This window comes from Helicobacter pullorum NCTC 12824 (assembly GCF_017979475.1).
In the GTDB taxonomy this organism is placed as follows: Bacteria; Campylobacterota; Campylobacteria; order Campylobacterales; family Helicobacteraceae; genus Helicobacter_D; species Helicobacter_D pullorum.
In genome coordinates this window covers 95,132-116,452 of record NZ_JAERIT010000003.1, presented here as the reverse complement: position 1 = coordinate 116,452, position 21,321 = coordinate 95,132, and the positions used below count along the sequence as shown (strand labels likewise).

At 33.9% G+C, this 21,321-nt stretch carries 25 protein-coding genes; 12 read left to right on the top strand and 13 right to left on the bottom strand.

What is annotated here, in order from left to right; all coding sequences use genetic code 11:
• Nucleotides 1-7: 7 nt before the first annotated feature.
• From metG to JJQ98_RS03230, 3 genes are read right to left on the bottom strand one after another with little or no spacing between them, the layout of a single operon-like run.
• The gene (gene metG / locus JJQ98_RS03240) at nt 8-1,951 is read right to left on the bottom strand and encodes a methionine--tRNA ligase (RefSeq protein ID WP_151104916.1); all 1,944 of its coding nucleotides are present in this window, start codon (nt 1,949-1,951) and stop codon (nt 8-10) included.
• Entirely contained in the window at nt 1,929-2,237 is a 309-nt protein-coding gene (locus JJQ98_RS03235) for a hypothetical protein (RefSeq protein WP_054195418.1), read from the bottom strand. The genes metG and JJQ98_RS03235 overlap by 23 nt, the downstream gene beginning before the upstream one ends.
• Complete coding sequence (locus JJQ98_RS03230; RefSeq protein ID WP_080542622.1) at nt 2,221-3,081, bottom strand: class 1 fructose-bisphosphatase; 861 nt, start codon at nt 3,079-3,081, stop codon at nt 2,221-2,223. Before JJQ98_RS03230 ends, JJQ98_RS03235 begins: the two co-directional genes overlap by 17 nt.
• Before the next feature lie 139 nt (nt 3,082-3,220).
• Between JJQ98_RS03230 and rpe the strand changes: the two genes are divergently transcribed.
• Nucleotides 3,221-3,856: a ribulose-phosphate 3-epimerase gene (gene rpe, locus JJQ98_RS03225; protein WP_060661521.1), complete on the top strand. Its 636-nt coding sequence runs from the start codon at nt 3,221-3,223 to the stop codon at nt 3,854-3,856.
• 46 nt (nt 3,857-3,902) lie between these two features.
• On the opposite strand, the gene JJQ98_RS03220 is transcribed toward rpe, so the two are convergent.
• From JJQ98_RS03220 to pgp3, 5 genes are all read right to left on the bottom strand, one after another.
• On the bottom strand, nt 3,903-4,718 hold the full coding sequence (locus JJQ98_RS03220; protein ID WP_151104915.1) for a MetQ/NlpA family ABC transporter substrate-binding protein: 816 nt from the start codon (nt 4,716-4,718) through the stop codon (nt 3,903-3,905).
• Between the two features lie 21 nt (nt 4,719-4,739).
• Complete coding sequence (locus JJQ98_RS03215) at nt 4,740-5,390, bottom strand: methionine ABC transporter permease (protein ID WP_054195415.1); 651 nt, start codon at nt 5,388-5,390, stop codon at nt 4,740-4,742.
• A gap of 10 nt (nt 5,391-5,400) precedes the next feature.
• Nucleotides 5,401-6,360: a methionine ABC transporter ATP-binding protein gene (locus tag JJQ98_RS03210; protein ID WP_040499894.1), complete on the bottom strand. Its 960-nt coding sequence runs from the start codon at nt 6,358-6,360 to the stop codon at nt 5,401-5,403.
• Between the two features lie 61 nt (nt 6,361-6,421).
• Complete coding sequence (locus JJQ98_RS03205; protein ID WP_005022043.1) at nt 6,422-7,024, bottom strand: class II aldolase and adducin N-terminal domain-containing protein; 603 nt, start codon at nt 7,022-7,024, stop codon at nt 6,422-6,424.
• A gap of 12 nt (nt 7,025-7,036) precedes the next feature.
• On the bottom strand, nt 7,037-7,825 hold the full coding sequence (gene pgp3, locus JJQ98_RS03200; RefSeq protein ID WP_065827988.1) for a peptidoglycan metallopeptidase Pgp3: 789 nt from the start codon (nt 7,823-7,825) through the stop codon (nt 7,037-7,039).
• Nucleotides 7,826-8,106: 281 nt separating this feature from the next.
• On the opposite strand from pgp3, the gene grpE reads away from it, so the two are divergent.
• Together grpE and dnaK are read left to right on the top strand one after the other, a co-directional pair.
• Complete coding sequence (grpE, locus tag JJQ98_RS03195; protein ID WP_151104914.1) at nt 8,107-8,649, top strand: nucleotide exchange factor GrpE; 543 nt, start codon at nt 8,107-8,109, stop codon at nt 8,647-8,649.
• 21 nt (nt 8,650-8,670) lie between these two features.
• On the top strand, nt 8,671-10,551 hold the full coding sequence (dnaK, locus tag JJQ98_RS03190) for a molecular chaperone DnaK (RefSeq protein ID WP_054195413.1): 1,881 nt from the start codon (nt 8,671-8,673) through the stop codon (nt 10,549-10,551).
• Here dnaK and JJQ98_RS03185 read toward each other — a convergent pair whose 3' ends face one another.
• Both JJQ98_RS03185 and JJQ98_RS03180 read right to left on the bottom strand, forming a co-directional pair.
• A complete protein-coding gene (locus JJQ98_RS03185) occupies nt 10,552-11,304 on the bottom strand; it encodes a DUF5131 family protein (protein ID WP_278347659.1) in 753 nt (250 codons plus the stop codon).
• 33 nt (nt 11,305-11,337) lie between these two features.
• Nucleotides 11,338-12,552, bottom strand: a complete 1,215-nt coding sequence (locus JJQ98_RS03180) for an NAD(P)/FAD-dependent oxidoreductase (protein WP_065827991.1) — start codon at nt 12,550-12,552, stop codon at nt 11,338-11,340.
• Between the two features lie 169 nt (nt 12,553-12,721).
• Here JJQ98_RS03180 and JJQ98_RS03175 point away from each other — a divergent pair, with 169 nt between their 5' ends.
• Nucleotides 12,722-14,509: a Na/Pi cotransporter family protein gene (locus tag JJQ98_RS03175; protein WP_151104912.1), complete on the top strand. Its 1,788-nt coding sequence runs from the start codon at nt 12,722-12,724 to the stop codon at nt 14,507-14,509.
• Here JJQ98_RS03175 and JJQ98_RS03170 read toward each other — a convergent pair.
• Nucleotides 14,493-15,110 (bottom strand): DedA family protein, encoded by a 618-nt coding sequence (locus tag JJQ98_RS03170; RefSeq protein ID WP_151104911.1) that lies wholly within the window; start codon nt 15,108-15,110, stop codon nt 14,493-14,495. The genes JJQ98_RS03175 and JJQ98_RS03170 overlap by 17 nt on opposite strands.
• A 94-nt stretch (nt 15,111-15,204) precedes the next feature.
• Here JJQ98_RS03170 and JJQ98_RS03165 point away from each other — a divergent pair, with 94 nt between their 5' ends.
• Genes JJQ98_RS03165 through JJQ98_RS03135 form a run of 7 tightly spaced genes read left to right on the top strand, consistent with a single transcriptional unit; the run spans nt 15,205 to nt 19,714 of the window.
• Nucleotides 15,205-15,981, top strand: a complete 777-nt coding sequence (locus JJQ98_RS03165; RefSeq protein WP_151104910.1) for an OmpA/MotB family protein — start codon at nt 15,205-15,207, stop codon at nt 15,979-15,981.
• 24 nt (nt 15,982-16,005) lie between these two features.
• Complete coding sequence (locus JJQ98_RS03160) at nt 16,006-16,626, top strand: carbonic anhydrase (RefSeq protein WP_224757655.1); 621 nt, start codon at nt 16,006-16,008, stop codon at nt 16,624-16,626.
• A 3-nt stretch (nt 16,627-16,629) separates the two neighbouring features.
• Entirely contained in the window at nt 16,630-17,427 is a 798-nt protein-coding gene (gene kdsA, locus JJQ98_RS03155; RefSeq protein ID WP_151104909.1) for a 3-deoxy-8-phosphooctulonate synthase, read from the top strand.
• Between the two features lie 10 nt (nt 17,428-17,437).
• Nucleotides 17,438-17,908 carry a 6,7-dimethyl-8-ribityllumazine synthase gene (ribH, locus tag JJQ98_RS03150; RefSeq protein ID WP_054198136.1) on the top strand — a complete coding sequence of 157 codons (471 nt, stop codon included), beginning with the start codon at nt 17,438-17,440 and terminating at the stop codon, nt 17,906-17,908.
• Nucleotides 17,908-18,354: a transcription antitermination factor NusB gene (nusB, locus tag JJQ98_RS03145; protein ID WP_005022025.1), complete on the top strand. Its 447-nt coding sequence runs from the start codon at nt 17,908-17,910 to the stop codon at nt 18,352-18,354. The genes ribH and nusB overlap by 1 nt, the downstream gene beginning before the upstream one ends.
• A complete protein-coding gene (gene pyrF, locus JJQ98_RS03140; RefSeq protein WP_151104908.1) occupies nt 18,351-19,040 on the top strand; it encodes an orotidine-5'-phosphate decarboxylase in 690 nt (229 codons plus the stop codon). Before nusB ends, pyrF begins: the two co-directional genes overlap by 4 nt.
• 20 nt (nt 19,041-19,060) lie before the next feature.
• A complete protein-coding gene (locus tag JJQ98_RS03135) occupies nt 19,061-19,714 on the top strand; it encodes a hypothetical protein (protein WP_151104907.1) in 654 nt (217 codons plus the stop codon).
• Nucleotides 19,715-19,987: 273 nt separating this feature from the next.
• On the opposite strand, the gene JJQ98_RS03130 is transcribed toward JJQ98_RS03135, so the two are convergent.
• Together JJQ98_RS03130 and JJQ98_RS03125 are read right to left on the bottom strand one after the other, a co-directional pair.
• Nucleotides 19,988-20,170 (bottom strand): hypothetical protein, encoded by a 183-nt coding sequence (locus tag JJQ98_RS03130; protein ID WP_345719226.1) that lies wholly within the window; start codon nt 20,168-20,170, stop codon nt 19,988-19,990.
• Nucleotides 20,171-20,217: 47 nt separating this feature from the next.
• Nucleotides 20,218-20,943 carry a class I SAM-dependent methyltransferase gene (locus JJQ98_RS03125; protein ID WP_170252208.1) on the bottom strand — a complete coding sequence of 242 codons (726 nt, stop codon included), beginning with the start codon at nt 20,941-20,943 and terminating at the stop codon, nt 20,218-20,220.
• A gap of 104 nt (nt 20,944-21,047) precedes the next feature.
• Between JJQ98_RS03125 and JJQ98_RS03120 the strand changes: the two genes are divergently transcribed.
• On the top strand, nt 21,048-21,296 hold the full coding sequence (locus tag JJQ98_RS03120; protein ID WP_005022019.1) for a helix-turn-helix domain-containing protein: 249 nt from the start codon (nt 21,048-21,050) through the stop codon (nt 21,294-21,296).
• The last annotated feature ends 25 nt before the right edge of the window (nt 21,297-21,321 follow it).

Here is a 21,321-nt window from a genome sequence, read left to right as displayed (position 1 = left end):
CAATCCTTTAACTAATTTGACTTCCATTTTTTCTTTGGTTTTGAGGCATAATAAATGCCAAGCCCTCATCATCTTTAGCAGCCAAAATCATACCTTCGCTAATTTCCCCCATGAGTTTTACTGGTTTTAGATTTGCCAAAACACACACTTGCTTGCCTATCAAATCAGTTGGCGTATAATATGCTTTAATGCCTGCTAGAATCTGTCTTGTCCTACTCTCTCCCAAATCCACTTTAAGCTTTAGGAGCTTTTCACTTTTGGGTAAAATCTCTGCTTCTATGATTGTTCCCACTTTGATTTCTATTTTTGTAAAATCATCTTTTGTGATAGGATTTTCTAATTTTAGAGGCTCTAGGGCTTCTTTATTTTCTTTGTTTTCGACAGGTTTTTGCACTTCACAGATTTCTTCGATTTTTGGAAAAAGTGCGGGGATAGGATTCAAAGAAACCGAAGTTAAAACCTCTTCCCCACATACAAAATTCTTATAATTTTGGGCATTCACTTCCAAACCAAAAACACTCATAATTTTCTTAGCACTCTCTGGCATACAAGGATAAAGGCACAAAGCACCCTTAATAAGCAAATTTGCCACAAAAATCAAAAGTTCTGCAACCTCTGCTTGTTTATTTTCTTTAATAAGCTTCCAAGGTTCTTTTTTGGCAATAATCCCATTTGCAAGGTTAAAGAGCCTCCAAAGCTCTTCTAAATATCGATTGATTTGCACCTCTTGCATCATTTTATTCAAATTTCCCAAGACTGCCTTTATCTCTTCTATCTCTATTTTATAAGCATTTTGATAGCTTTCTAAATCCACATTTAAGGTATTATCAAAATACTTCGCACTCATTCCCAACAAACGATTTAAAAGATTCCCCAAATCATTCCCCAAATCTGCATTAAACCGCTCAATCAAAGCTTTTTGCGAGAAATCTCCATCTTGCCCAAAAGGCACTTCACGCAATACAAAATATCTAAAACAATCTATACCATAAGATTCTACAACCTCTTTGGGATTAACGACATTTCCAATGCTTTTACTCATCTTTGCACCATCTTTTGTCCACCAACCATGTGCTGCAATATGTTTAGGCAATGGCAATTCCAAACTCATCAAAAATGCAGGCCAATAAACTGCGTGAAATCGCAAAATATCTTTGCCCACCAAATGATAGTTTGCTGGCCAAAAATCCATTTTATTTTCCAAATTATTTTGATACCCCAAAGCACTCAAATAATTTACTAAAGCGTCCAACCAAACATACATTACAAATTTAGAATCCCCAATCTCATTTGGAAGTTTAATCCCCCAATCAAAACTTGTTCTTGTAATAGAAAGATCCTCCAAGCCCTCTTTAATGAAATTGATTACTTCATTGCGTCGCATTTTGGGCAAAATACATTCTGGATTTTGTTCAATCCATTGCAATAATCTATCCCCATAAGCACTTAATCTAAAAAAATAACTTTCTTCCTTTAAAAGATTCGTCTCTTTTCCGCAATCAGGGCATTTCTTTTGTTCGATTAATTGCGACTTAGCAAAAAACGATTCGCAAGATACACAATAATTCCCCTCATACTCTCCCTTATAAATATCGCCCTTTTGAAACATTTTCAAAAAAACATTTTGAGCGGTTTCTTTGTGATAAGAATCTGTTGTGCGAATAAACCAATCATAGCTAATCCCAAAACTATCCCAAAGATTTCTAAACCTCGATGAAATCTCATCTACATATTCCTTAGGATTTTTGCCATTTTTTTGTGCAGATTGTTGAATCTTTTGCCCATGCTCATCTGTCCCCGTCAAAAATAAAACCTCATCGCCCAAAAGCCTATGGAATCTCGCCAATGTATCTGCAATAATAGTAGTATAAGCATGCCCAATATGAGGAATATCATTCACATAATAAATAGGCGTTGTAATATAAAACTTAGAATTCAAAACTTCCTCCATTTCCTTTATTCATACTCAAATAAACAGCATTGACATAACGATTTCTCACAGCACATTCTAGCACTTCTTGACATTGCAAACAGCTTTGTAAATTATGCTTTTTTTGACATTCTTTAAGCATTTCAATATTTTCCTGCAAATTTAACTCTGTCATCTGCTCAAAATTATGCTTTTTTTCGCATTTTATCGCTTCTTTACAAAAATCACAACTTGTTGTATTATGCCGATTTTGACACTCTTTAATCTCTCTTAGTGCAATTTCTGTATTTTCAATGACTTCTGACAAACTCTATCTCCTCTTTGCTTCCAAAAAAACATGGGGTTGTATCATGCAAATGGCTTGGCGCTAGCTCCAAAAGACGCTTTTTAGAATCAATTGCTTCTCCACCTGCCCTTTCAAAAACAAATGCAAAAGGAAAAACCTCAAACAACATTCGAAGTTTTCCTTTGGGTGCATCTTGTGTAGATGGATAAGAAAACAAACCTCCACCCTTAACCAAAATATGATGCAAATCAGGGACCATTCCACCGCTATAACGCAAGCGATAACCCTTTGCAAAAAGAGATTCTATTTTTTCCCTATGTTCCTTGCTCCAATACTGCTGTGTGCCACCGGGTGAATTTAACTTGCCCTTTTCTTTGAGCATTAATGTTTTTTGGAATCTAAACTCCCTCCCATCAAAAACAAAATAATCTACCCCTTCTTTGAGATTAGAGGCAAAACCAATTCCTATTACCATACCATAAACCACATAAGCAGCCGCTATTAGATTTTGTGGTAAAAAATCCCCTTGATAAATACCAAAGATACTCCCCACACTCAAATTTGCCCCCATCAAAGAAGAACCATCTAAAGGATCATAAGCAATGCTATAAATACCTTCATTATGGAGTTTGATTGCACTTTCTTGCTCTTCACTGCAAATTTGCTGTATGATTTTTAACTCCCTAAAAGAATCTTGAATGATTTTATCTGCCAATATATCAGCTTGAAGTTGCAAATCCCCTGTTTTGTTTGTATTTTGTGTGTATTCTCCCATGCTATTTTTTAATACTTCAAAAATCAACAAAGAGCTATTTTTTATTGTCGCAAAAATCTCTTCCAAATCCGATGATAAACGATTTTGCATTAATTAAACTCCAAAAAAATAATAATTGTCTTTTATTATACCTAAAAATACATTTTTTATCGCTTACTACTTAGCATTTTAGAAACATATTCGCACTTTTTTGCTAAAATTTACTATCTCAAAAATGCAAAGGTAAAATATGTTAGTTGCTCCAAGTATCCTCTCTGCAAATTTTGGCAAACTCGATGAAGAAATCCAAGCAATCTGTGAAGCAGATTGCGACTTTATCCACATTGATGTAATGGATGGGCATTTTGTCCCTAATCTCACAATGGGACCTATCATTGTCGAATCTGTGGCAAAAGTCGCTACAAAACCACTGGATATTCATCTTATGGTGCAAAACAATAATTTTTTTGTCGATTTATTTGCCCCATTGAAACCTAAATTCCTTTCTTTTCATATTGAAGAAGAAAAACATGCAAATCGCCTAGTCCAAAAAATTCGTGATTATGGAATCTCTCCTGCAATTGTTTTAAACCCTCACACCAGCTTACAATCCATTGCTTATTTGATTGAATATGTAGATATGGTATTACTTATGAGTGTAAATCCGGGATTTGGGGGGCAGAAATTTATCCCAAACACTTTTGACAAAATCAAAGCACTCAAAGATATGATTGAAAGTCTTAATCCCAACTGCCTAATAGAAGTTGATGGGGGAGTGAGTGACAAAAATATTATGGAACTCAAAAAATGTGGAGTAGATATTGTAGTGGCTGGAAGTTATATATTTAGCGGCAATTACAAAGAAAAAATCTCATCTTTAAAATAATTCGCCCAAAACAGCACCAAGCAAAATTGCTTTGGGTGCTGATATTTTAAAAGCTAGGTAAAATAGCGCCTTTGTAGTGTGTCAAAATAAAATCTTTAATCTCTTGACTTTGGAGTGCCTCTACAAGCTTCTTGATTGCTGCTTCATTTTCTTGTCCCTCTTTAACCACCACGATATTTGCAAAAGGCGAATCTTTTGATTCTAAAGCAATCGCATCATTGAGAGGATTTAATCCCGCTAAGAGAGCAAAATTCGTATTAATCACTGAAATTGTAACATCATCTAATGCTCTAGCAAGTTGTGGAGCGTCCATTTCTTTGAAATTAAGCTTTTTGGGATTCTCTACAATATCTTGCACAGAGACAAGCTCCACGCCCTCTTTTAACTTAATAAGTCCATTAGCTTCTAAGATTCTTAATGCCCTAGCACCATTAGAAGGATCATTAGGCAAGGAAACCAAATCCCCCTCTTTTAGCTCATCAAGGCTTTTAATTTTGTTAGAATACACACCCATTGGCTCTAAATGAATATTTGCCACACTTACTAATTTTGTGCCTCTTTCTTTATTAAAAGAATCCAAATAAGGCTTGTGCTGGAAGAAATTTGCATCTAATGAACCATCATTGAGTGATAAATTAGGTGTTACATAATCTGTAAATTCTTTAATCTCTAATACAACACCTTCTTTTTTAAGCACTGGAATTACTTGCTCCAAAATTACTGCATGTGGCTCTGGAGTAGCACCCACTACAAGCTTAACTTCTCCCTTTGATTCTGCACTATTTTCTTTTGCAGAATCTCCACAACCACTAAAAACCAATACAGCTGCTATTCCCAACAAACCAATTATTTTTTTAAACATATGCTTCCTTAAATTTAAAAATTAATGTTTCAATTTTCTGTAAAGAAAATCCCCAAAACTTTGGATAATCTGTACAAGAACAATCAAAATCACAACGGTATATAACATAATATCGCTTTGGAATCTATAATATCCATATTTTATTGCAATATCTCCAAGCCCTCCACCACCAACAGCACCCGCCATTGCACTAAAACCAATTACCAAAATAAGTGCCAAGGTGATTCCTGATACAATACTTGGCAAAGCTTCAATAAACATGATTTTAAAAATAATCTGAAAATGACTTGCTCCAAAGCTTTGTGCTGCCTCTATCACGCCTTTATCCACTTCTTTTAAAGCACTCTCAATAATTCTCACAATAAAAGGTGCAGCACCAATACTAAGAGGGACAATGGCAGCTGTCGCACCGATACTTTTGCCCAAAATCCATTGCGTAAAAGGAAATAAAACTACCATTAAAATCAAAAATGGAAAAGAGCGTAAAGTATTTGTAATAGCGTCCAAAACTCTATATACCACTGCATTTGGTTTCAATCCACTAGGACTACACAATACAAGCAAAATTGCAGGAACTACCGCAAGCAATGCAGCAATAGTTGTGGCTATTATACTCATATACAAAGTATCCAAAGTCGCTTCAAAAAGCAATTTCATTAATTTTATATCCATTTTACAATCCTTACTCCACTATTTCCCAACGCGTCCCACTTTGCGTTAAAAACCTACAAACTCTTTCTTGAAACTCTTTTTGTATATTAATTACAAGCACTCCCAAAGCAATTCCGCCAAAAGATTCTAAATTTCCCCATACGATATTAAAATCCACCTGCAATTCTCTAGCCATTTGCGTAATGATAGGATTTTGTGCAACTTCTTTTGGAAAATAGATTCGGATATTCACTCCGCTTTGAGGCAAAATTTCATTTTCCCCTAAAAACTCCCGCATTTTTTTGTCTGGCTCCAAAAACAGCGATTCAATATTACCACTTTTAATAATCTCTCCATTCTCCATAAACGCTGCTTCTTGACAAATCTTTTTTACCACTTCCATTTCATGGGTAACCAAGACAATTGTTACTCCAATTTCTTTGTTGATTTGCAATAAAAGCTCCAAAATAGAACTTGTTGTAGAAGGATCTAATGCACTTGTCGCCTCATCACTCAAAAGCAAACTCGGATTCATCGCCAATGCCCTTGCAATCGCCACTCTTTGCTTCTGCCCGCCACTTAACTGACTAGGATAAAATTTGATTTTTTCTTGCAATCCTACTAATTCTACAAGTTTCTCTATTTTGTTTTTATCAATTTTTTCTCCCCAACATTGCAAAGGCAAAATAATATTTTCATAGACATTTTTTCTCGCCATCAAAGAAAAATTTTGAAATATCATTCCAACTTTTCTCCTAAAATGACGCAATTCTTCAATATTTAATTGATCAATTTGCACACCATCAATCCAAATCTTTCCACTATTGATTTTTTCCAATCCATTAAAAGTCCTAAGCAATGTGCTTTTCCCAGCTCCACTATGTCCAACAAGACCAAAAATAGAACCTTTTTTAATATTTAAGCAAATATTTTTTAAAACCTCCATAGAACCATAACTTTTATGTAAATTTTTTACCTCTATAAAATCCATCAAAAAACCTTAATTTTTAAAAAATTGCAATTTTATCAAAATTCAAACCACTTTATCTAGCCTAAAAATCAAATAATTCATGAGAAGGCTTATTGCCCTCTAATATGCTATGGAAATGCAAAATTTTGCAAGAATTCTCTAAAATCGCCATAAGTTTTGAGAGATATTGCAAATCCCGATGATAAACATACACACCATAGCCTTTAACTACCATAATCTTTTTATCACTTTCTTTAAAATAACGATTAATTTCAATATCTGCACGTTCATACCAATTATCATAATCTTTAGGGTCATAGACTTCTAATGTGCCTAAGATCTTATACCCAAAATAATCTCTAGGTTCAATTTTGTCATTGCTAAGTGTATAAGCAACCGTAAAAGGCGGCATTCCATAGGCAATATATTTTGCATTAGGGATATTTTGATAAATCAATGAATGAATAAACGCATCAATACTCGCTTCTTTCCAGCGATAATCTTGTTTGTGATAAAGCATAATCAAAGAATCTTCTGTCAAATCATCAAAAATTGCGTCCTTTTTATTGATTAAAAAATGCCCCTCTTCAAGCTTTGTGGAAATAGAGCCATGGAAGATTCCAAAAAAATTTTTCCTAAACATTGCAAGGGAAATTGTTTTTAAATCTTGAAAAATTTTTTCCATTCTACCCTTTCTTTAAAAAATTGTATTGATTTTGGCAATAAAATCCAATGGATCAATTTGCACCCCTCTTACTAAGATTCCAAAATGCAAATGCGGACCACTTACCCTACCGCTATTTCCACTTAGAGCAATCAACTCCCCTCTCTCCACTCTATCGCCCACTTTGACTTTAATCTCACTGCAATGATAATACATACTAAAAATCCCCTCCCCATGATCAATCACCACAGATTGACCAGCTAAGAATCTATCTTTAGCAATCACCACTTTACCACTATTGCTTGCATAAATAGGCGTCCCAATGGCTGCCCTAAAATCTGTCCCACTATGGTAGCTTTTAATTTCTTGATTAAAAAGCCGTGCATTCCCAAATTCACTTGTAATTTTGCTCTCCATAGGATAAATAAAGGGCTTATCCCAATAAATTCCTTTTGTATAGTTTGCATAAATTTTATTTGCCTCATCTCTTTCTTGTTTGATTCTAGCCTGATTTTTGGGATTTGGTTTAGCCTTGCTAGAATCCACACTAATTTGCTCACTTTTATAATTTCCCTTGTAAATACGCACAATTTTGCCATTATCCAAATGTAACTTTCTTTCTTTGGCATAATATGAAATAGGCAAAACCAAAATGCTTTTATCTTTTTCTTGTGGATGAGGAATCCATATTTGACTTTTCTCTTTTAATTTCCCAATCTCATTAGAATCTTCTACCAAAACCAAAGTTTTACCATTTTCTACTATCAATTCACTTGCAAATAATTTTGCTACACACAGCATTAATAATACAATTTTCTTCATCAATACAAAATTCCTTTTACTCCATAAACTAATAATTTTGAAGTATTTTAGAAAATTATCAAAGTTTTACTTATAAAGCAATTTAGCCAAAAAACTTTGATTATTTTCCCCATCTTTTACGATAATTGAATTTTTATTTTTAAGAAAGTTTAGTTTATTTTATTAATTTAACTTGACATTAATTGACTAAAGTTATATAATTTTACTTGAAATTCACAAGAATAATTGCTAAAATTCAATTTTGAAGTTGTTATTTTTGTTTGAAAGGAGTGAAATTCTATATGCAAGATGAAAATGAAAAAATAGATTCTCCACAAGATGAGAACACACAAGAAGAACAAGAGATTTCTGTGCAAGATTCTAAAGAAACACTTGAAAATAAAATTAAAGAGCTAGAAGATCAATATTTAAGGACTTATGCTGATTTTGAAAACACCAAGAAACGCTTAATGAGAGAAAAAGATCAAGCCTTGGAATACGCTTATGAAAAAATCGCAAAAGATTTATTGCCTAGCATTGATACTTTGGAAATTGCTTTAAAAACAATCAAAGAATCTAAAGAAAATAGCGATCAAACAGAAATCTTAGGAAAAATAGAGGAGGGAATTGCATTAACATTAGATAATTTATTAAAAACGCTTGCCAAACATGGGATTGAACCCATTGATGCAAGTGGAGAATTTGACCCGAATTTTCACGATGCCATTATGCAAGTGCAAAGTGATTCGCACAATGCAGGGGAAATTGTCGCAGAAATGCAAAAAGGCTATAAATATAAAGAAAGAGTGCTAAGACCTTCTATGGTTAGCATTGCAAAATCTTAAAATTAATAAAAAGGATATATTATGGGAAAAGTATTAGGAATTGACTTAGGAACAACAAACTCAGCAATGGCTGTTTTTGAAGGAAATGAAGCAAAAATTATCGCAAATAAAGAAGGGAAAAATACAACTCCTTCTGTCGTTGCCTTTACCGATAAAGGCGAGATTCTAGTCGGTGATCCTGCCAAAAGACAAGCGATTACAAATCCAGAAAAAACCATCTACTCCATTAAAAGAATTATGGGGTTAATGTTTAATGAAGAAAAAGCTCAAGAAGCCAAAAAAAGACTTCCTTATAAAGTAGTAGATAGAAATGGAGCTTGTGCTATTGAGATTGCAGGCAAAGTTTATACTCCACAAGAAATTTCTGCTAAGATTCTTATGAAACTCAAAGCTGATGCTGAAAGCTATCTTGGCGAAGAGGTAACCGAAGCTGTTATCACCGTGCCTGCATATTTTAATGATGCACAAAGAAAAGCAACCAAAGAAGCAGGGACAATTGCTGGATTAAATGTTTTAAGAATCATTAATGAACCAACTTCGGCTGCCCTTGCTTATGGATTAGACAAAAAACATGCAGAAAAAATTGTTGTTTATGACTTAGGTGGAGGAACATTTGATGTTACTGTGCTTGAAACAGGCGATAATGTCGTAGAAGTTTTGGCAACTGGTGGAGATGCATTCTTGGGTGGAGATGACTTTGATAATGCAATTATTGATTGGGCTGCAAAAGAATTTGAAAATGAAAATGGTATCAATCTTAAAAACGATGTTATGGCACTCCAAAGATTAAAAGAAGCTGCTGAAAATGCCAAAAAAGAATTAAGTAGTGCTCAAGAAACAGAAATCAATCTACCCTTTATCACCGCAGATGCAAGTGGTCCAAAACATTTAGTCAAAAAACTAAGTCGTGCAAAGTTTGAAAGTTTGATTGAATCTTATATTGACCAAACTATTAACAAAATCGGTGATGTTATCAAAGATGCTGATTTAAGCAAAGGCGATATTGCCGAAGTTGTAATGGTAGGTGGTTCTACAAGGATTCCAAAAGTTCAAGAAAGAGTAAAAGACTTCATTGGAAAAGAGCTCAACAAATCTGTGAATCCTGATGAAGTTGTCGCAATTGGTGCAGCAATTCAAGGTGGAGTTTTAAAAGGCGATGTTAAAGATGTTTTATTACTTGATGTTACTCCTCTTAGCTTAGGAATTGAAACATTAGGTGGCGTAATGACAAAAATTATTGAGCGAGGCACAACAATTCCTGTTAAGAAAAATCAAGTATTCTCTACAGCTGAAGACAATCAACCTGCTGTAACCATTCAAGTTTTACAAGGGGAGAGAGAATTAGCAAGAGACAATAAAGTATTAGGGAATTTTGAATTAAGCGGAATCCCAGCAGCACCAAGAGGTGTTCCACAAATTGAAGTAACTTTTGATATTGATGCTAATGGTATTTTGACAGTTAGTGCCAAAGATAAAGCAACCGGCAAAGCTCAAGAAATCAAAATCACTGGTTCTAGCGGACTTTCTGATTCTGAAATCGAAAAAATGGTAAAAGACGCTGAACTCAACAAAGAAGAAGACAAAAAGAAAAAAGAAGCTATTGAAGTAAGAAATCAAGCTGATAGCCTTGTGTATCAAACACAAAAAAGCCTAGATGAAATGAAAGACAAAATCGATTCTAGTGAGGCAGAAAAAATTCAAAATGCAATCAATGAATTGCAAGAAACTCTAAAAAATGAAAATGCCTCAAAAGAAGAAATTGAAGCCAAAGTAAAAACATTGACTGAGGCGAGCCATAAACTTGCTGAAGCAATGTATCAAAAAGATCAAAATGCACAAGGCAACACCGCTCAATCCAACAACAAAAAAGATGATGATGTGATTGATGCAGAAGTAGAATAACTAAAATTCTAAATCAATTCCAGCCCTTTGGGCTTGGATTTTCTGAAGTTTTTTTGGTATTTTATAAATTCTTGAATCTTTTAAAAATCTACTCCCTGTTTGATGAAAGCTAAAATTAATCTTAGCTCTCTTAGCTTGTTCCCTTAAATCCAAAACCCACTCATAATCACAAATCCTAGCATTAAATCCAGATTCTCCGCCCACACTAAGATGTTCAATTTTTTCCTTATCCAAAAATCGACTTAAATCCAATCTCTCAAGCAATGGAGCACACACAATCCATCTATGCTTAATTGGCAATTGCAAAAAACCCTCAAGACGCAAAGAAGCATAATATTGATTTTCTACGCTACAACCAACTATTACATTTTCATACCCACTACCCCAATCACTTGGGATACACTCCATAAATCTCATAATGCGTTTGGTAAAGAAAATAAATGTGCAATTTTTGCGTATTTTTATCATCTCCCACACTTCTTTACGCCAAGAATCTGCCTCTTTGAGCAAAAAATCACTACTAAAGCACAACCAAATTTTAGAAAAATCCGGAATTTTATAAGTTTGATTTTTATTTTTTTGCAAAGGAAGATAGAAAGATTTTGTTTGATAGATTTCCCTTGAATCTTTTTGATGACTTTTATCAATACTAAAAACATAGCAATTTTTGCATCCAGCACTGATTTTAAAACATCCATGCCAAGGGTTATATCCAAACTCTAATGTTTCCCCAAAAAGATTCTGCAATTTCACTCCAAAAAACAGATTCTACTGCATTTTTAATGATTAATTGCTTGTGCGATACCTAAATTGCCCCTTTTTAAACACCATTTTAAAACCACCTATGCTAAAAAGCCATTTATTTTCGATTGTGTTTTTCATAAAAGCAGCTAATTCTCCACTGACATTTTTATGATAAACAATCCCCACGCCATCTGTATGCCCTATGGAACAAACCGTCCCTCTATGATTAAATAAAAATGGCTTTTCAAACGCCCTACCTTCCAACTTTGCACACAAAAGCTCTGCAAGATAATCTCCCATTTGAGCCGAAAGCTGTGCTGTTGGTGCATGAATTGCATCTTTAGTAGCAGCAATCGCACAATCCCCCACTACATAAATATTAGAGAAATCCTTACATTGCAAATGCGAATCCACAGCGATTCTGCCCTTTTTATTAGGAATTTCTGACTTTTCTACTATATCACTTCCCTTTACCCCTGCGCTCCAAATAATCGTATTCCCTTCAACTTCAATTATTTTGCCATCTTTTTCTACCAAAACCTTATTTTCTTGTATTTCTTTAATATTTCCACTAGAAATGATTTCTACGCCCAATTTCTTTAGTTTGTCCTCTGCAATATCTACTAATTTTGAATTAAAAACAGGTAGAATATGCGGCGAACGCCCAATACAAGTAACCTTTGGAATCTTCCTATCAATCCCACAAATCAAACACAATTCATCAAGCTGCGTAGCAAGCTCTGCTGCAAACTCTATTCCGGTAAATCCCGTCCCACAAACAATAATTTGTAAATCTTTGGGATTTTTTGTATGCATAAAATCTTTGAATTTATTTTCAATATTTTTTGTGAGTTTCAAAGCCCGATTAAGGGAAGAAAGTTTATAAGTATAAGCATCTACGCCCTTGATGCCAAAACTATCTGGCTTAAATCCAAGTCCAATCACCAAATAATCATAAAAATATTCCCCGCCATTACCAATTACCTTGTTTTCTCTGGGGCAAATCTCAATAATCTTATCCTTAATAAAACGAATTTTTTTAGGATTCAAAATCTTGCGATAATAAATTCTTGCTTTTCTTGAACTCAAAGTGCCTATTGCTACTTTATGTAACAAAGTAGTCTGATAATGGTAGTCATGTTTGCTAATTAAAGTAATATCTGCTTTGGCTTTTAGTTTCTTTTGCAATCCAAGTGCGACTTTTAATCCACCATAACCACCACCGATGATAAGAATCTTTTTTCTTGCTTTTTCCATAAAAACCCTTGACTTTTTATTCCTTAGTTTGCATATTAGCAAAAAATATTAATAAAATAATAAAAAGTTTAAATAATATTTTACTTTTAAAGATATTTTAATGTTTTTAATCGATGTTTCTTTGGCTTTGCTATAATTGCATCTTTAAAAATTTTTATTAGGAATCTAGGTGCATAATTTTAGACGCTATACCCTTATTGCTCTCATTATTGCTTTAATCTATTTTTTGGTTGTATTTCCAGAATTTGCCAAAATCTTAGCAGGTGTTGCTATCTTGCTTATAGGAATGACAAATCTTAGTGGTGGCTTTAAATCTTTTAGCGGTGGATTATTAGAAAAAATCCTAAAAAAATCTACCGACACTCGCTTTAAAAGTATTTCTTTTGGTGTAATTACCACCATTTTAATGCAGTCTTCTACTTTGGTTTCTATTATTTCTATTTCCTTTCTTTCAGCAGGGCTTATCACTCTAGCACAAGGCATAGGGATAGTCTTTGGTGCTAATCTTGGAAATAGTGCTGGTTCATGGCTCATTGTAGGATTAACTAGTATTAATATTTCTATGTTTGCAATCCCTTTGATTGTTTGTGGGACTTTACTTGGATTCCAAAAAGATTCCTTATTCAAAGGTATTGGGCTTATATTTATGGGCATTGGTTTTTTCTTTTTGGGTGTAGATTATATTAAAAGCGGCTTTGAATCTTACAAAGAAGTAATGGATTTATCCCGCTTTAATTTCGAAGGATTCAAGGGTATTTTGATTTTTGTAGGACTTGGTGCAATTATTACAGGAATCGTTCAATCAAGCCATGCAACTTTAGCCATTATCATTTCAGCTCTTATTAGCGGGCAAATAGGATTTGAAAATGCTTTAGCAGCGACCTTGGGAACAAGTGTTGGCGGAGTTGTTACAGCAGTAATAGCAAGCTTTAGCACAAACATAGAAGGCAAGAAATTAGCCATTGCAAATTGCATTTTTAACTTCACTATTGCATTGATTGTTATTTTATTGTTTCCTTATTTTGTTAGCCTTGTCAATCTTGTCGCACATTACTTATGGATTCCTCAAGATAATCTAACGCTCAAAACCGCGCTTTTTCACACTTTATTCAATCTTATTGCAGTTTTATTGATTTCTTTATTTATCAAACAAATTGTTTTCTTTTTGGATAAATTCATCAAAGCACCAAAAGACAGAGATATGGACGCTCCACTTTATCTCAATAAAAATATTATCAATTATCCTGATACCGCCATTGAAGCATTACAAAAAGAAAGTTTGCATCTCTATAACAACGCGTATGCAATGATTGCACACACCATTGGTTTTAATCGCAGTGATATACGCGGAAAAGAGAGTTTTGACAATATTATCCAAAACAAAAAATGGTTTAGCGGAAATGTTGATTTAGATTATCTCTACAAACGCAAAATCAAAGTGCTTTTTGATGCAATTATGGAATTTTCTACCAAAGCGCAAACTTTCGTGCGAGATGAAAAAAAGCATTCAAGAATTTTTGCTTTTAAAATTGCTTCACGCAATATCACTGAAGCTACCAAGAATCTTAAAATTATCCAAACTAATATGAAAGTCTATTCAAGCTCACAAAACAAAGAATTAGCCAATCAATACAATGCAATGCGAAAAGACTTAGGCGAGCTTTTAAGAAGTATTGAAGAGCTAAAAACAATGAAAGATGAAAACGCACAGCTTATTCTCTCTCAACTCAAAAATGCAAAAAATCTCTTGAAAGAAAAAGATTATAATGCCCTCCACAATGTAGAAGAACTTATTTCTCAAGATAAAATCAGCGTAACTAATGGAACTTCTATCCTCAATGATAGTGCTTTTGTCGCACAAATTGCTAACCAATTAATTGAAGCAGTGGAAATTATTTTTGCCAAAGAAGAATGGCTAAAAGAGCAAAATCCACAAGAATCTATCCAAGATTCTTAGAATTTTGTCTCTTGCGTTTTTGATAAAAAATATAAACCGCTATTCCTAATACCACCAAAAACACTAATCCTAGTGTAATAATATGCAAATACTCTTTCAAAAGTGCCTCATTTTGTCCCAAAAAATAACCAAGTGCAGTAAGAATAATAACCCAGATTCCAGCACCCAAAGAAGTATAAAAGCAAAACAAAGCAAGATTCATTTTACCAAGTCCAGCAGGGAGTGAAATATATTGACGCACAACAGGAATTAAACGACCGCTAAAAGTAGAAACATGTCCATGCTTAGCAAAAAAATCTTCCATTTTTTGCATTGTTTTTTCATCAAAGAAAACATATTTGCCATATCTAATAAGAATGTCTCTACCAAAGAAAAGTGCCAAATAATAATTAATCAAAGCACCTGCTAAAGAACCCAAAATCCCAAATAAAATAGCTACAAAAAAATTCATTTCGCCTTGGTGTGCTAAATAACCTGCTGGTATCATTACAACTTCACTTGGAAAAGGAATGAAACTGCTCTCTAAAAGCATCATAAAAAAAATCCCAAAGTAACCCAAAGCACCAACACTCTCAACAATAAAATCAACAATGGCTTGCAAAATTTCCTCACTTAAAATTTAAAAATTAAATTAAATTATAACCAAATACAAGTTATAATTAGACAATAGAGTTTAAAATTTAAGGATTTCAAAAGTGGCAAAAGAAAAATGTCCCCCTTGTGATTGCCCACAAGGCGTCCCTTTATGGCTTGGAACTTATGGAGATATGGTAACTTTGATTCTTACATTCTTTATTCTCCTGCTTTCTATGGCTTCTTTTACCAATCAAAAAATCAACCAAGCCATAGGATCTTTAGAAGGCTCTTTTGCAGTTTTAGAAAAAGGACTAAGGACACAAATTAATCCGCCACAACCTATACAAGCAACCCCTATCCAAGCAGAAACAGAAATGGATAATGTAATGAATATCTTTGCAAGTCTTATCACTGAATACAATGAAATCAATAAACTTGCAAATGGTCCTGCAGTAGAATTTGAAGAAGCCGAAAAAGGTGTAATAATCCGCATTCCAGAAGATTTGCTTTTTGAAAGTGGCAGCGCAACACTTAGCAATCCAAATGGCATTACCTTTTTAAAACGCATTTCCTTAGAGCTTAATCATCTCCCCAAAGAAATACTCATCAAAGCAATCGGTCATACAGATAATACACCTATGAAAAAAAACGCCACTTTTGCGGATAATTTAGAGCTTTCTATTGCTAGAGGAGTCAATGTGGCTAATTTATTAATCTCTCAAGGTATTGACAAAGAACGCATTATAGGCGGTGGAGAAGGAGAGTTTTCGCCTATTGCCAACAATGATATTCCAGAATTGAGAGCCAAAAATAGGCGGGTTGATTTATATGTGTATAGCATAGGCGAAGATCTCTCCAATCTTATGGAAAATCTTTCTAAAGCTACACAGCAATAAGGATACAAATTGGCACAAACCTCTATTGAAACGCTTTTTGAAGGAGCAATAAAATTCAAAGAAGAGAATTTTCTAACCTATAAAGAACTTTTTGAAAATCTTAAAGAAGGGCAGAACCCTCACACTCTTTTTGTGGGCTGTTCTGATTCTCGCGTTGTTCCAAACCTCATTACAAATACACTTCCCGGAGAGCTTTTTGTAATCCGAAATATTGCCAATATCGTGCCACCTTATAGAGAAGCGGATGAATACCTCGCTACCACATCTGCCATTGAATATGCCCTAGAAGAATTAAAAGTAGAAAATATCATTATTTGCGGACATTCTCATTGTGGTGGTTGTGCTGCACTTTATGAAGAGGAGCATTTCACAAAAATGCCAAATGTGAGAAATTGGCTGAAGCTCATCTCTCCTGTTAAAGAGCAAGTATTAGCTCTTAATCCAAAAACCAAAGCTATGCGAGCATATTTTACAGAACAAATCAATATTGAAAAGCAAATTATGAATCTCTTTACCTACCCCAATGTCAAAGAAAAATATCTTGCTAGAACACTCCATATCTATGGCTGGCATTATATTATTGAAAGTGGTGAAGTTTATAGTTATGATTTTAAAAAACACGAATTTAATTTACTAAAAGGATAAATAATGATTATAATAGCTGGACCTTGCGTTATTGAAAATGATGAAATTTTAGAAGAAATTGCAGAATCTCTAAATCCCCTCTCAAAAAACCCCAAAATTGACTTTTATTTCAAAGCAAGTTTTGATAAAGCCAACCGCACAAGCCTTGAATCTTACAGAGGACCGGGCTTAGAAAAAGGATTAGAATCTCTAGCTAAGATTAAAGCAAAATTTGGCTACAAACTCCTAACAGACATTCATGAAACCTACCAAGTAAAACCCGCAGCAGAAGTGGTAGATATTTTGCAAATTCCAGCTTTTTTATGCCGACAAACAGATTTGATTGTAGAGGTAGCCAAAAGCAAAGCTATTGTCAATATCAAAAAGGGGCAATTTATGAATCCAGCCGATATGCGTTATTCCGTTTTAAAGGCTATAAAAACCCGTGGCGGAGAGAATCCTACTTATCAAGAATCCAAAAATCTAGGGATTCTTCTAACAGAACGCGGAAGTAGCTTTGGGTATGGAAATCTAGTGGTGGATATGCGCTCTTTGGTGATTATGCGAGAATTTGCTCCGGTTATTTTTGATGCAACTCACGCTGTACAAATGCCCGGTGCAGGCGGCGGAAAAAGCGGAGGCGATTCCCGCTTTGCTCCCATTTTGGCAAGAGCGGCAAGTGCAGTTGGGATTGATGGCTTATTTGCCGAAGTGCATACCAACCCAAAAATCGCTCTAAGCGATGGACCTAATATGCTAACCCCACAAGTCTTACTTGAACTTTGCCAAAAAATACTAGAAATTGACAATCTCATAAAATAAAGGATAAAAAATGCAAATTATTGAAGGTGAATTATCATTACTTGGCGATGAAAAAATCGCAATTATTTCAAGCCGCTTTAATCATCTTATTACCGATAGATTAGTCGAGGGTGCCAAAGATTGCTTTTTGAGGCATGGAGGAATTGAAGAAAATCTCACACACATTTTGGTGCCGGGAGCTTTTGAGATTCCATTTGCACTAGAAAAAGTACTTGCACAAGGAAATTATGATGGCGTTTGTTGTTTGGGTGCAATTATACGCGGCTCTACACCACACTTTGATTATGTAAGCGCAGAAGCAACAAAAGGTATTGCAAATGTTACAATCCGCTATGGTGCTGCTGTTACTTTTGGAGTTTTAACTACTGATAGCATTGAACAAGCCATTGAGAGAGCGGGGACAAAATCCGGCAATAAAGGCTTTGAATCAATGAGTAGCCTTATTGAACTTATCAATCTCTATCGCAAGATTGGTGCATAATGGCAACTAGAAGTCATGCCAGAGAAGTTGTTGTACAACTTTTGTATGCCTATGGTAGCGGAAATGAAAAAATTGGTAAATTTGCAGATGAAATTTTTGAAGAACAAAAAATCAAAAACAACCAAAAAGAATTTGCAACCAGCCTTTTTGAAGGTGTGATTGCAAACCTAGAAGCACTAGATTTACGAATCTCTCATCAACTCAAAGATTGGGATTTTTCAAAAATTGGAGATATGGAAAAAGCCATTTTGAGACTTGGAGTTTATGAAATTATTTTCAATCATTTAAGCAAAGCCATTGCAATTAATGAGGCATTAGAACTTGCAAAAAGCTTTGGCAATGAAAACTCTGCAAAATTTATCAATGGAGTGCTTGATGGGATAGCCAAAAATCTACAAGATTCTTCCCAAACTCCCCATCAACCTCACCAAAAAGGAAATCAATGAAACTTTGCATTGCCCTTGATATGCCAAACCCAAAAGACAATCTCAAGCTTTTAGAAAACCTCAAAAACACCAAAGATATTTGGGTAAAAGTTGGACTTAGAAGCTTCATAAGAGATGGTAAAGATTTTCTTTATCAAATCAAATCTATCGGGGATTTTAAAATTTTTTTAGATTTAAAGCTTTATGATATTCCTAACACAATGGGAGATAGCATTGATGAAATCACAAAATTACCCATAGATATGCTAACAATCCACGCAAGTAGTGGAAGAGAAGCAATGCAAGAAGTGATAAAACGCATTCAACACATTCAAAATCCCCCACTTATTATGGCAGTTACAGCACTTACTAGCTTCAATCAAGAGAGTTTTTATGAAATCTACCATGCTAATTTAGAATCACAAGTATTAGAATTTGCTAAAATAGCCCATGAATCTGGGATTAATGGGGTAGTTTGCTCTTGTTTGGAATCCAAAGCTATTAAAGAAAAAATAGGACAAGATTTCCTAACTCTCACACCTGCTATCCGCCCTTTTGGTGAAGATAGCGGAGATCAGAAACGCACCGCTACCTTGCAAGATGCCAAAGAAGCAATGAGTGATTTTATTGTCGTTGGCAGACCGATTTATAAAGCAGAAAATCCACAAGAAGTGGTAGGAAAAATCCTTACTTTGATTGCAAAATAGCAGTCCAAAAAGGGAAACCAATGGACAAGCTAACGAATTTTAAGATTCTACTCTCCAAAGAAAGATTGGAATCTTATAATAATGAGATAGACAAGCATTATGAAAATTTAAAGCTAATAGCCAATATCACCCCAAAGATTGCCACATTAGAGATTATTCTTAGGAATAAGCTTGACAGTGTGCTTTCTTTAAGAAATAATGAATGGATAAAAAATGCTAAAGATGCAAAAATCATTGAAGCTAGAGAAAAAATAGAAAATAATAGCAATGGAAGCTACCTATCTCATCATCAATACCTTTCTCGTATGAGTCTGGGAACTATAATCCATATTACAAGAAAAGGAAGATTCCAAAATAAAGTAATGAATTTAGGCAACATTAGCTTTTTGGATTATGATTCTAGTAATAGGAATTTTTGGATAAAAGATAGCAGAAAAACTTACTTTAAAAATTTCGAAAAAGTCGATATTGTCTTAAGTCTTTTGCAAAATTTACGCAATCGCAGTTATCATTGGGAGAATATAACAAAAACAATCAGCAAGAATGGGATTGATTATCCAAGATTAACTACAAAAGTTAAAAATACCCACATCGGCATTAATCCAAACAAAATAGAAATATTCTTAGATGATTTAATTAAAACATACAATGAAAGATTTTTAGATTATTGTTAAATAATCAAAGAAGTGGGGCGTAGCCTAAAAGACTTTTGGTATTGTCGCCCCTTGAATTTCGCTTACAATTATACCAACCAAAAATTAAAAGAATCTAAAACAATAATTGCTCATTCTCCATTTTAAAACCACAAGAAACCCAACTCTAAAAACATTTGAATTCACAATTATTTATTACAAATGTACTTTAAAGCCACACTTTATGCAATCATTATCTTTGGACAAAAGGCGGAATATCAATCAAAATTTAAAACACAAGTTCCAAATCCACCACTAAATCCAATCCAAAAAAATATTTTGGATATTATTTTTAGCAATTTTATTTTTGAGATTCTCAATTTTTTCTTTGGGATTTTCAAAGAATCTCTCATGGGTTTCCACCATAATATATTCTACATTTTCATAAAGCTTCTGCTCAATCAAAGAATCCAACACATCAAATTCCGCCCCTTCAATATCGATTTTAATAAGGCTAATTTTGTGGTGTTTTTGGATAATATCTTTTAAAAATTCACAAAATCTAGCATTTCTACCTCATAACCTACACCCAAATTATTTCTCATTATACCAGCCCCATCAGAAACAGCATTGCTCGCATAAGTGTAAAAAGTCGTTTTCCCATTTTTATTAGAAACTGCTTGATTGGACAAAATAAGCTTTTCATTGCCTTTGTATAAATCTCTCAAAAAAGCATAAAGATATTTATTAGGCTCAAAAGCATAGCAAATTCCTCCACAAGCCAAAGCCACATCGCTAAATACCCCCGCATGAGCTCCACAATCTACAAAAACAACCTTTTTACCATTTTGATTTTGCAAATAAAATTCATAAAAAATCTCATAATATTTCCCCGCAATGTGGGCTCGCCTAAGAAGATATTGAAAATGATAAATCCCCTCTTTGGATTGTTGGGATTCAACCATATCTAGCCTAATAGCACCGCTTCTATTATTGATATGTCGCATTATTTCTTGTTTTTGATTTTGTATAAAAGTCTGCATTTCTTGATTTTGTTTCAAATACAAATCACGCATTTCTTGCTTATATGCCTGTATATCGCTCTTAAGAATATTATCAGTATGTAGAGAATCTACCAAACTATCAATCTTATTTGAAATATTATTTAGCATAAAACGCAATCCCTGCACCAAATTTCTAATTTTAAAAATCTTTTTCTTCCCAAAATAAATTTCCCTCAAACCACTTTCATAACACTTAATTTTAAACATCTTTTGCCTTAATAAAATTTTTACTCTATCACCATAGAATGCGACAATATTTTAAAATTAATATCATTTTTTGTCATTCTATAATTATAGAGTAAGGGCAAAAATTGTTTGAAGATTTCAGCAAAGAAGAGATAGAGAATTTCCATAGAAAAATTGCCAAAAACATCGCAACAATCCGCAAAGAAAAGAGATTCTCGCAACTTGATTTAAGTTTAGCCATTGGATATAAATCTGTCTCTTTGGTTGGTGGAGCAGAAGCTGGATATAAAAATATTCATTATAATTTAGAACATCTTTACAAAATTGCCAAAGTTTTAGAAGTTGAAATCGGAGATTTTTTCAAAGGGATTTAAAACAATCCCAAAATCACTTTTTTCA

What these genes read in the sequence shown, in the direction of transcription:
- metG (WP_151104916.1), bottom strand. Translation starts at nt 1,951, where the DNA reads ATGGAGGAAGTTTTGAATTCTAAGTTTTATATTACAACGCCTATTTAT.
- JJQ98_RS03230 (WP_080542622.1), bottom strand. Translation starts at nt 3,081, where the DNA reads ATGCAAAATCGTTTATCATCGGATTTGGAAGAGATTTTTGCGACAATA.
- rpe (WP_060661521.1), top strand. Translation starts at nt 3,221, where the DNA reads ATGTTAGTTGCTCCAAGTATCCTCTCTGCAAATTTTGGCAAACTCGAT.
- JJQ98_RS03220 (WP_151104915.1), bottom strand. Translation starts at nt 4,718, where the DNA reads ATGTTTAAAAAAATAATTGGTTTGTTGGGAATAGCAGCTGTATTGGTT.
- JJQ98_RS03215 (WP_054195415.1), bottom strand. Translation starts at nt 5,390, where the DNA reads ATGGATATAAAATTAATGAAATTGCTTTTTGAAGCGACTTTGGATACT.
- JJQ98_RS03210 (WP_040499894.1), bottom strand. Translation starts at nt 6,360, where the DNA reads ATGGATTTTATAGAGGTAAAAAATTTACATAAAAGTTATGGTTCTATG.
- JJQ98_RS03205 (WP_005022043.1), bottom strand. Translation starts at nt 7,024, where the DNA reads ATGGAAAAAATTTTTCAAGATTTAAAAACAATTTCCCTTGCAATGTTT.
- pgp3 (WP_065827988.1), bottom strand. Translation starts at nt 7,825, where the DNA reads ATGAAGAAAATTGTATTATTAATGCTGTGTGTAGCAAAATTATTTGCA.
- grpE (WP_151104914.1), top strand. Translation starts at nt 8,107, where the DNA reads ATGCAAGATGAAAATGAAAAAATAGATTCTCCACAAGATGAGAACACA.
- dnaK (WP_054195413.1), top strand. Translation starts at nt 8,671, where the DNA reads ATGGGAAAAGTATTAGGAATTGACTTAGGAACAACAAACTCAGCAATG.
- JJQ98_RS03180 (WP_065827991.1), bottom strand. Translation starts at nt 12,552, where the DNA reads ATGGAAAAAGCAAGAAAAAAGATTCTTATCATCGGTGGTGGTTATGGT.
- kdsA (WP_151104909.1), top strand. Translation starts at nt 16,630, where the DNA reads ATGATTATAATAGCTGGACCTTGCGTTATTGAAAATGATGAAATTTTA.
- ribH (WP_054198136.1), top strand. Translation starts at nt 17,438, where the DNA reads ATGCAAATTATTGAAGGTGAATTATCATTACTTGGCGATGAAAAAATC.
- nusB (WP_005022025.1), top strand. Translation starts at nt 17,908, where the DNA reads ATGGCAACTAGAAGTCATGCCAGAGAAGTTGTTGTACAACTTTTGTAT.
- pyrF (WP_151104908.1), top strand. Translation starts at nt 18,351, where the DNA reads ATGAAACTTTGCATTGCCCTTGATATGCCAAACCCAAAAGACAATCTC.
- JJQ98_RS03135 (WP_151104907.1), top strand. Translation starts at nt 19,061, where the DNA reads ATGGACAAGCTAACGAATTTTAAGATTCTACTCTCCAAAGAAAGATTG.
- JJQ98_RS03125 (WP_170252208.1), bottom strand. Translation starts at nt 20,943, where the DNA reads ATGTTTAAAATTAAGTGTTATGAAAGTGGTTTGAGGGAAATTTATTTT.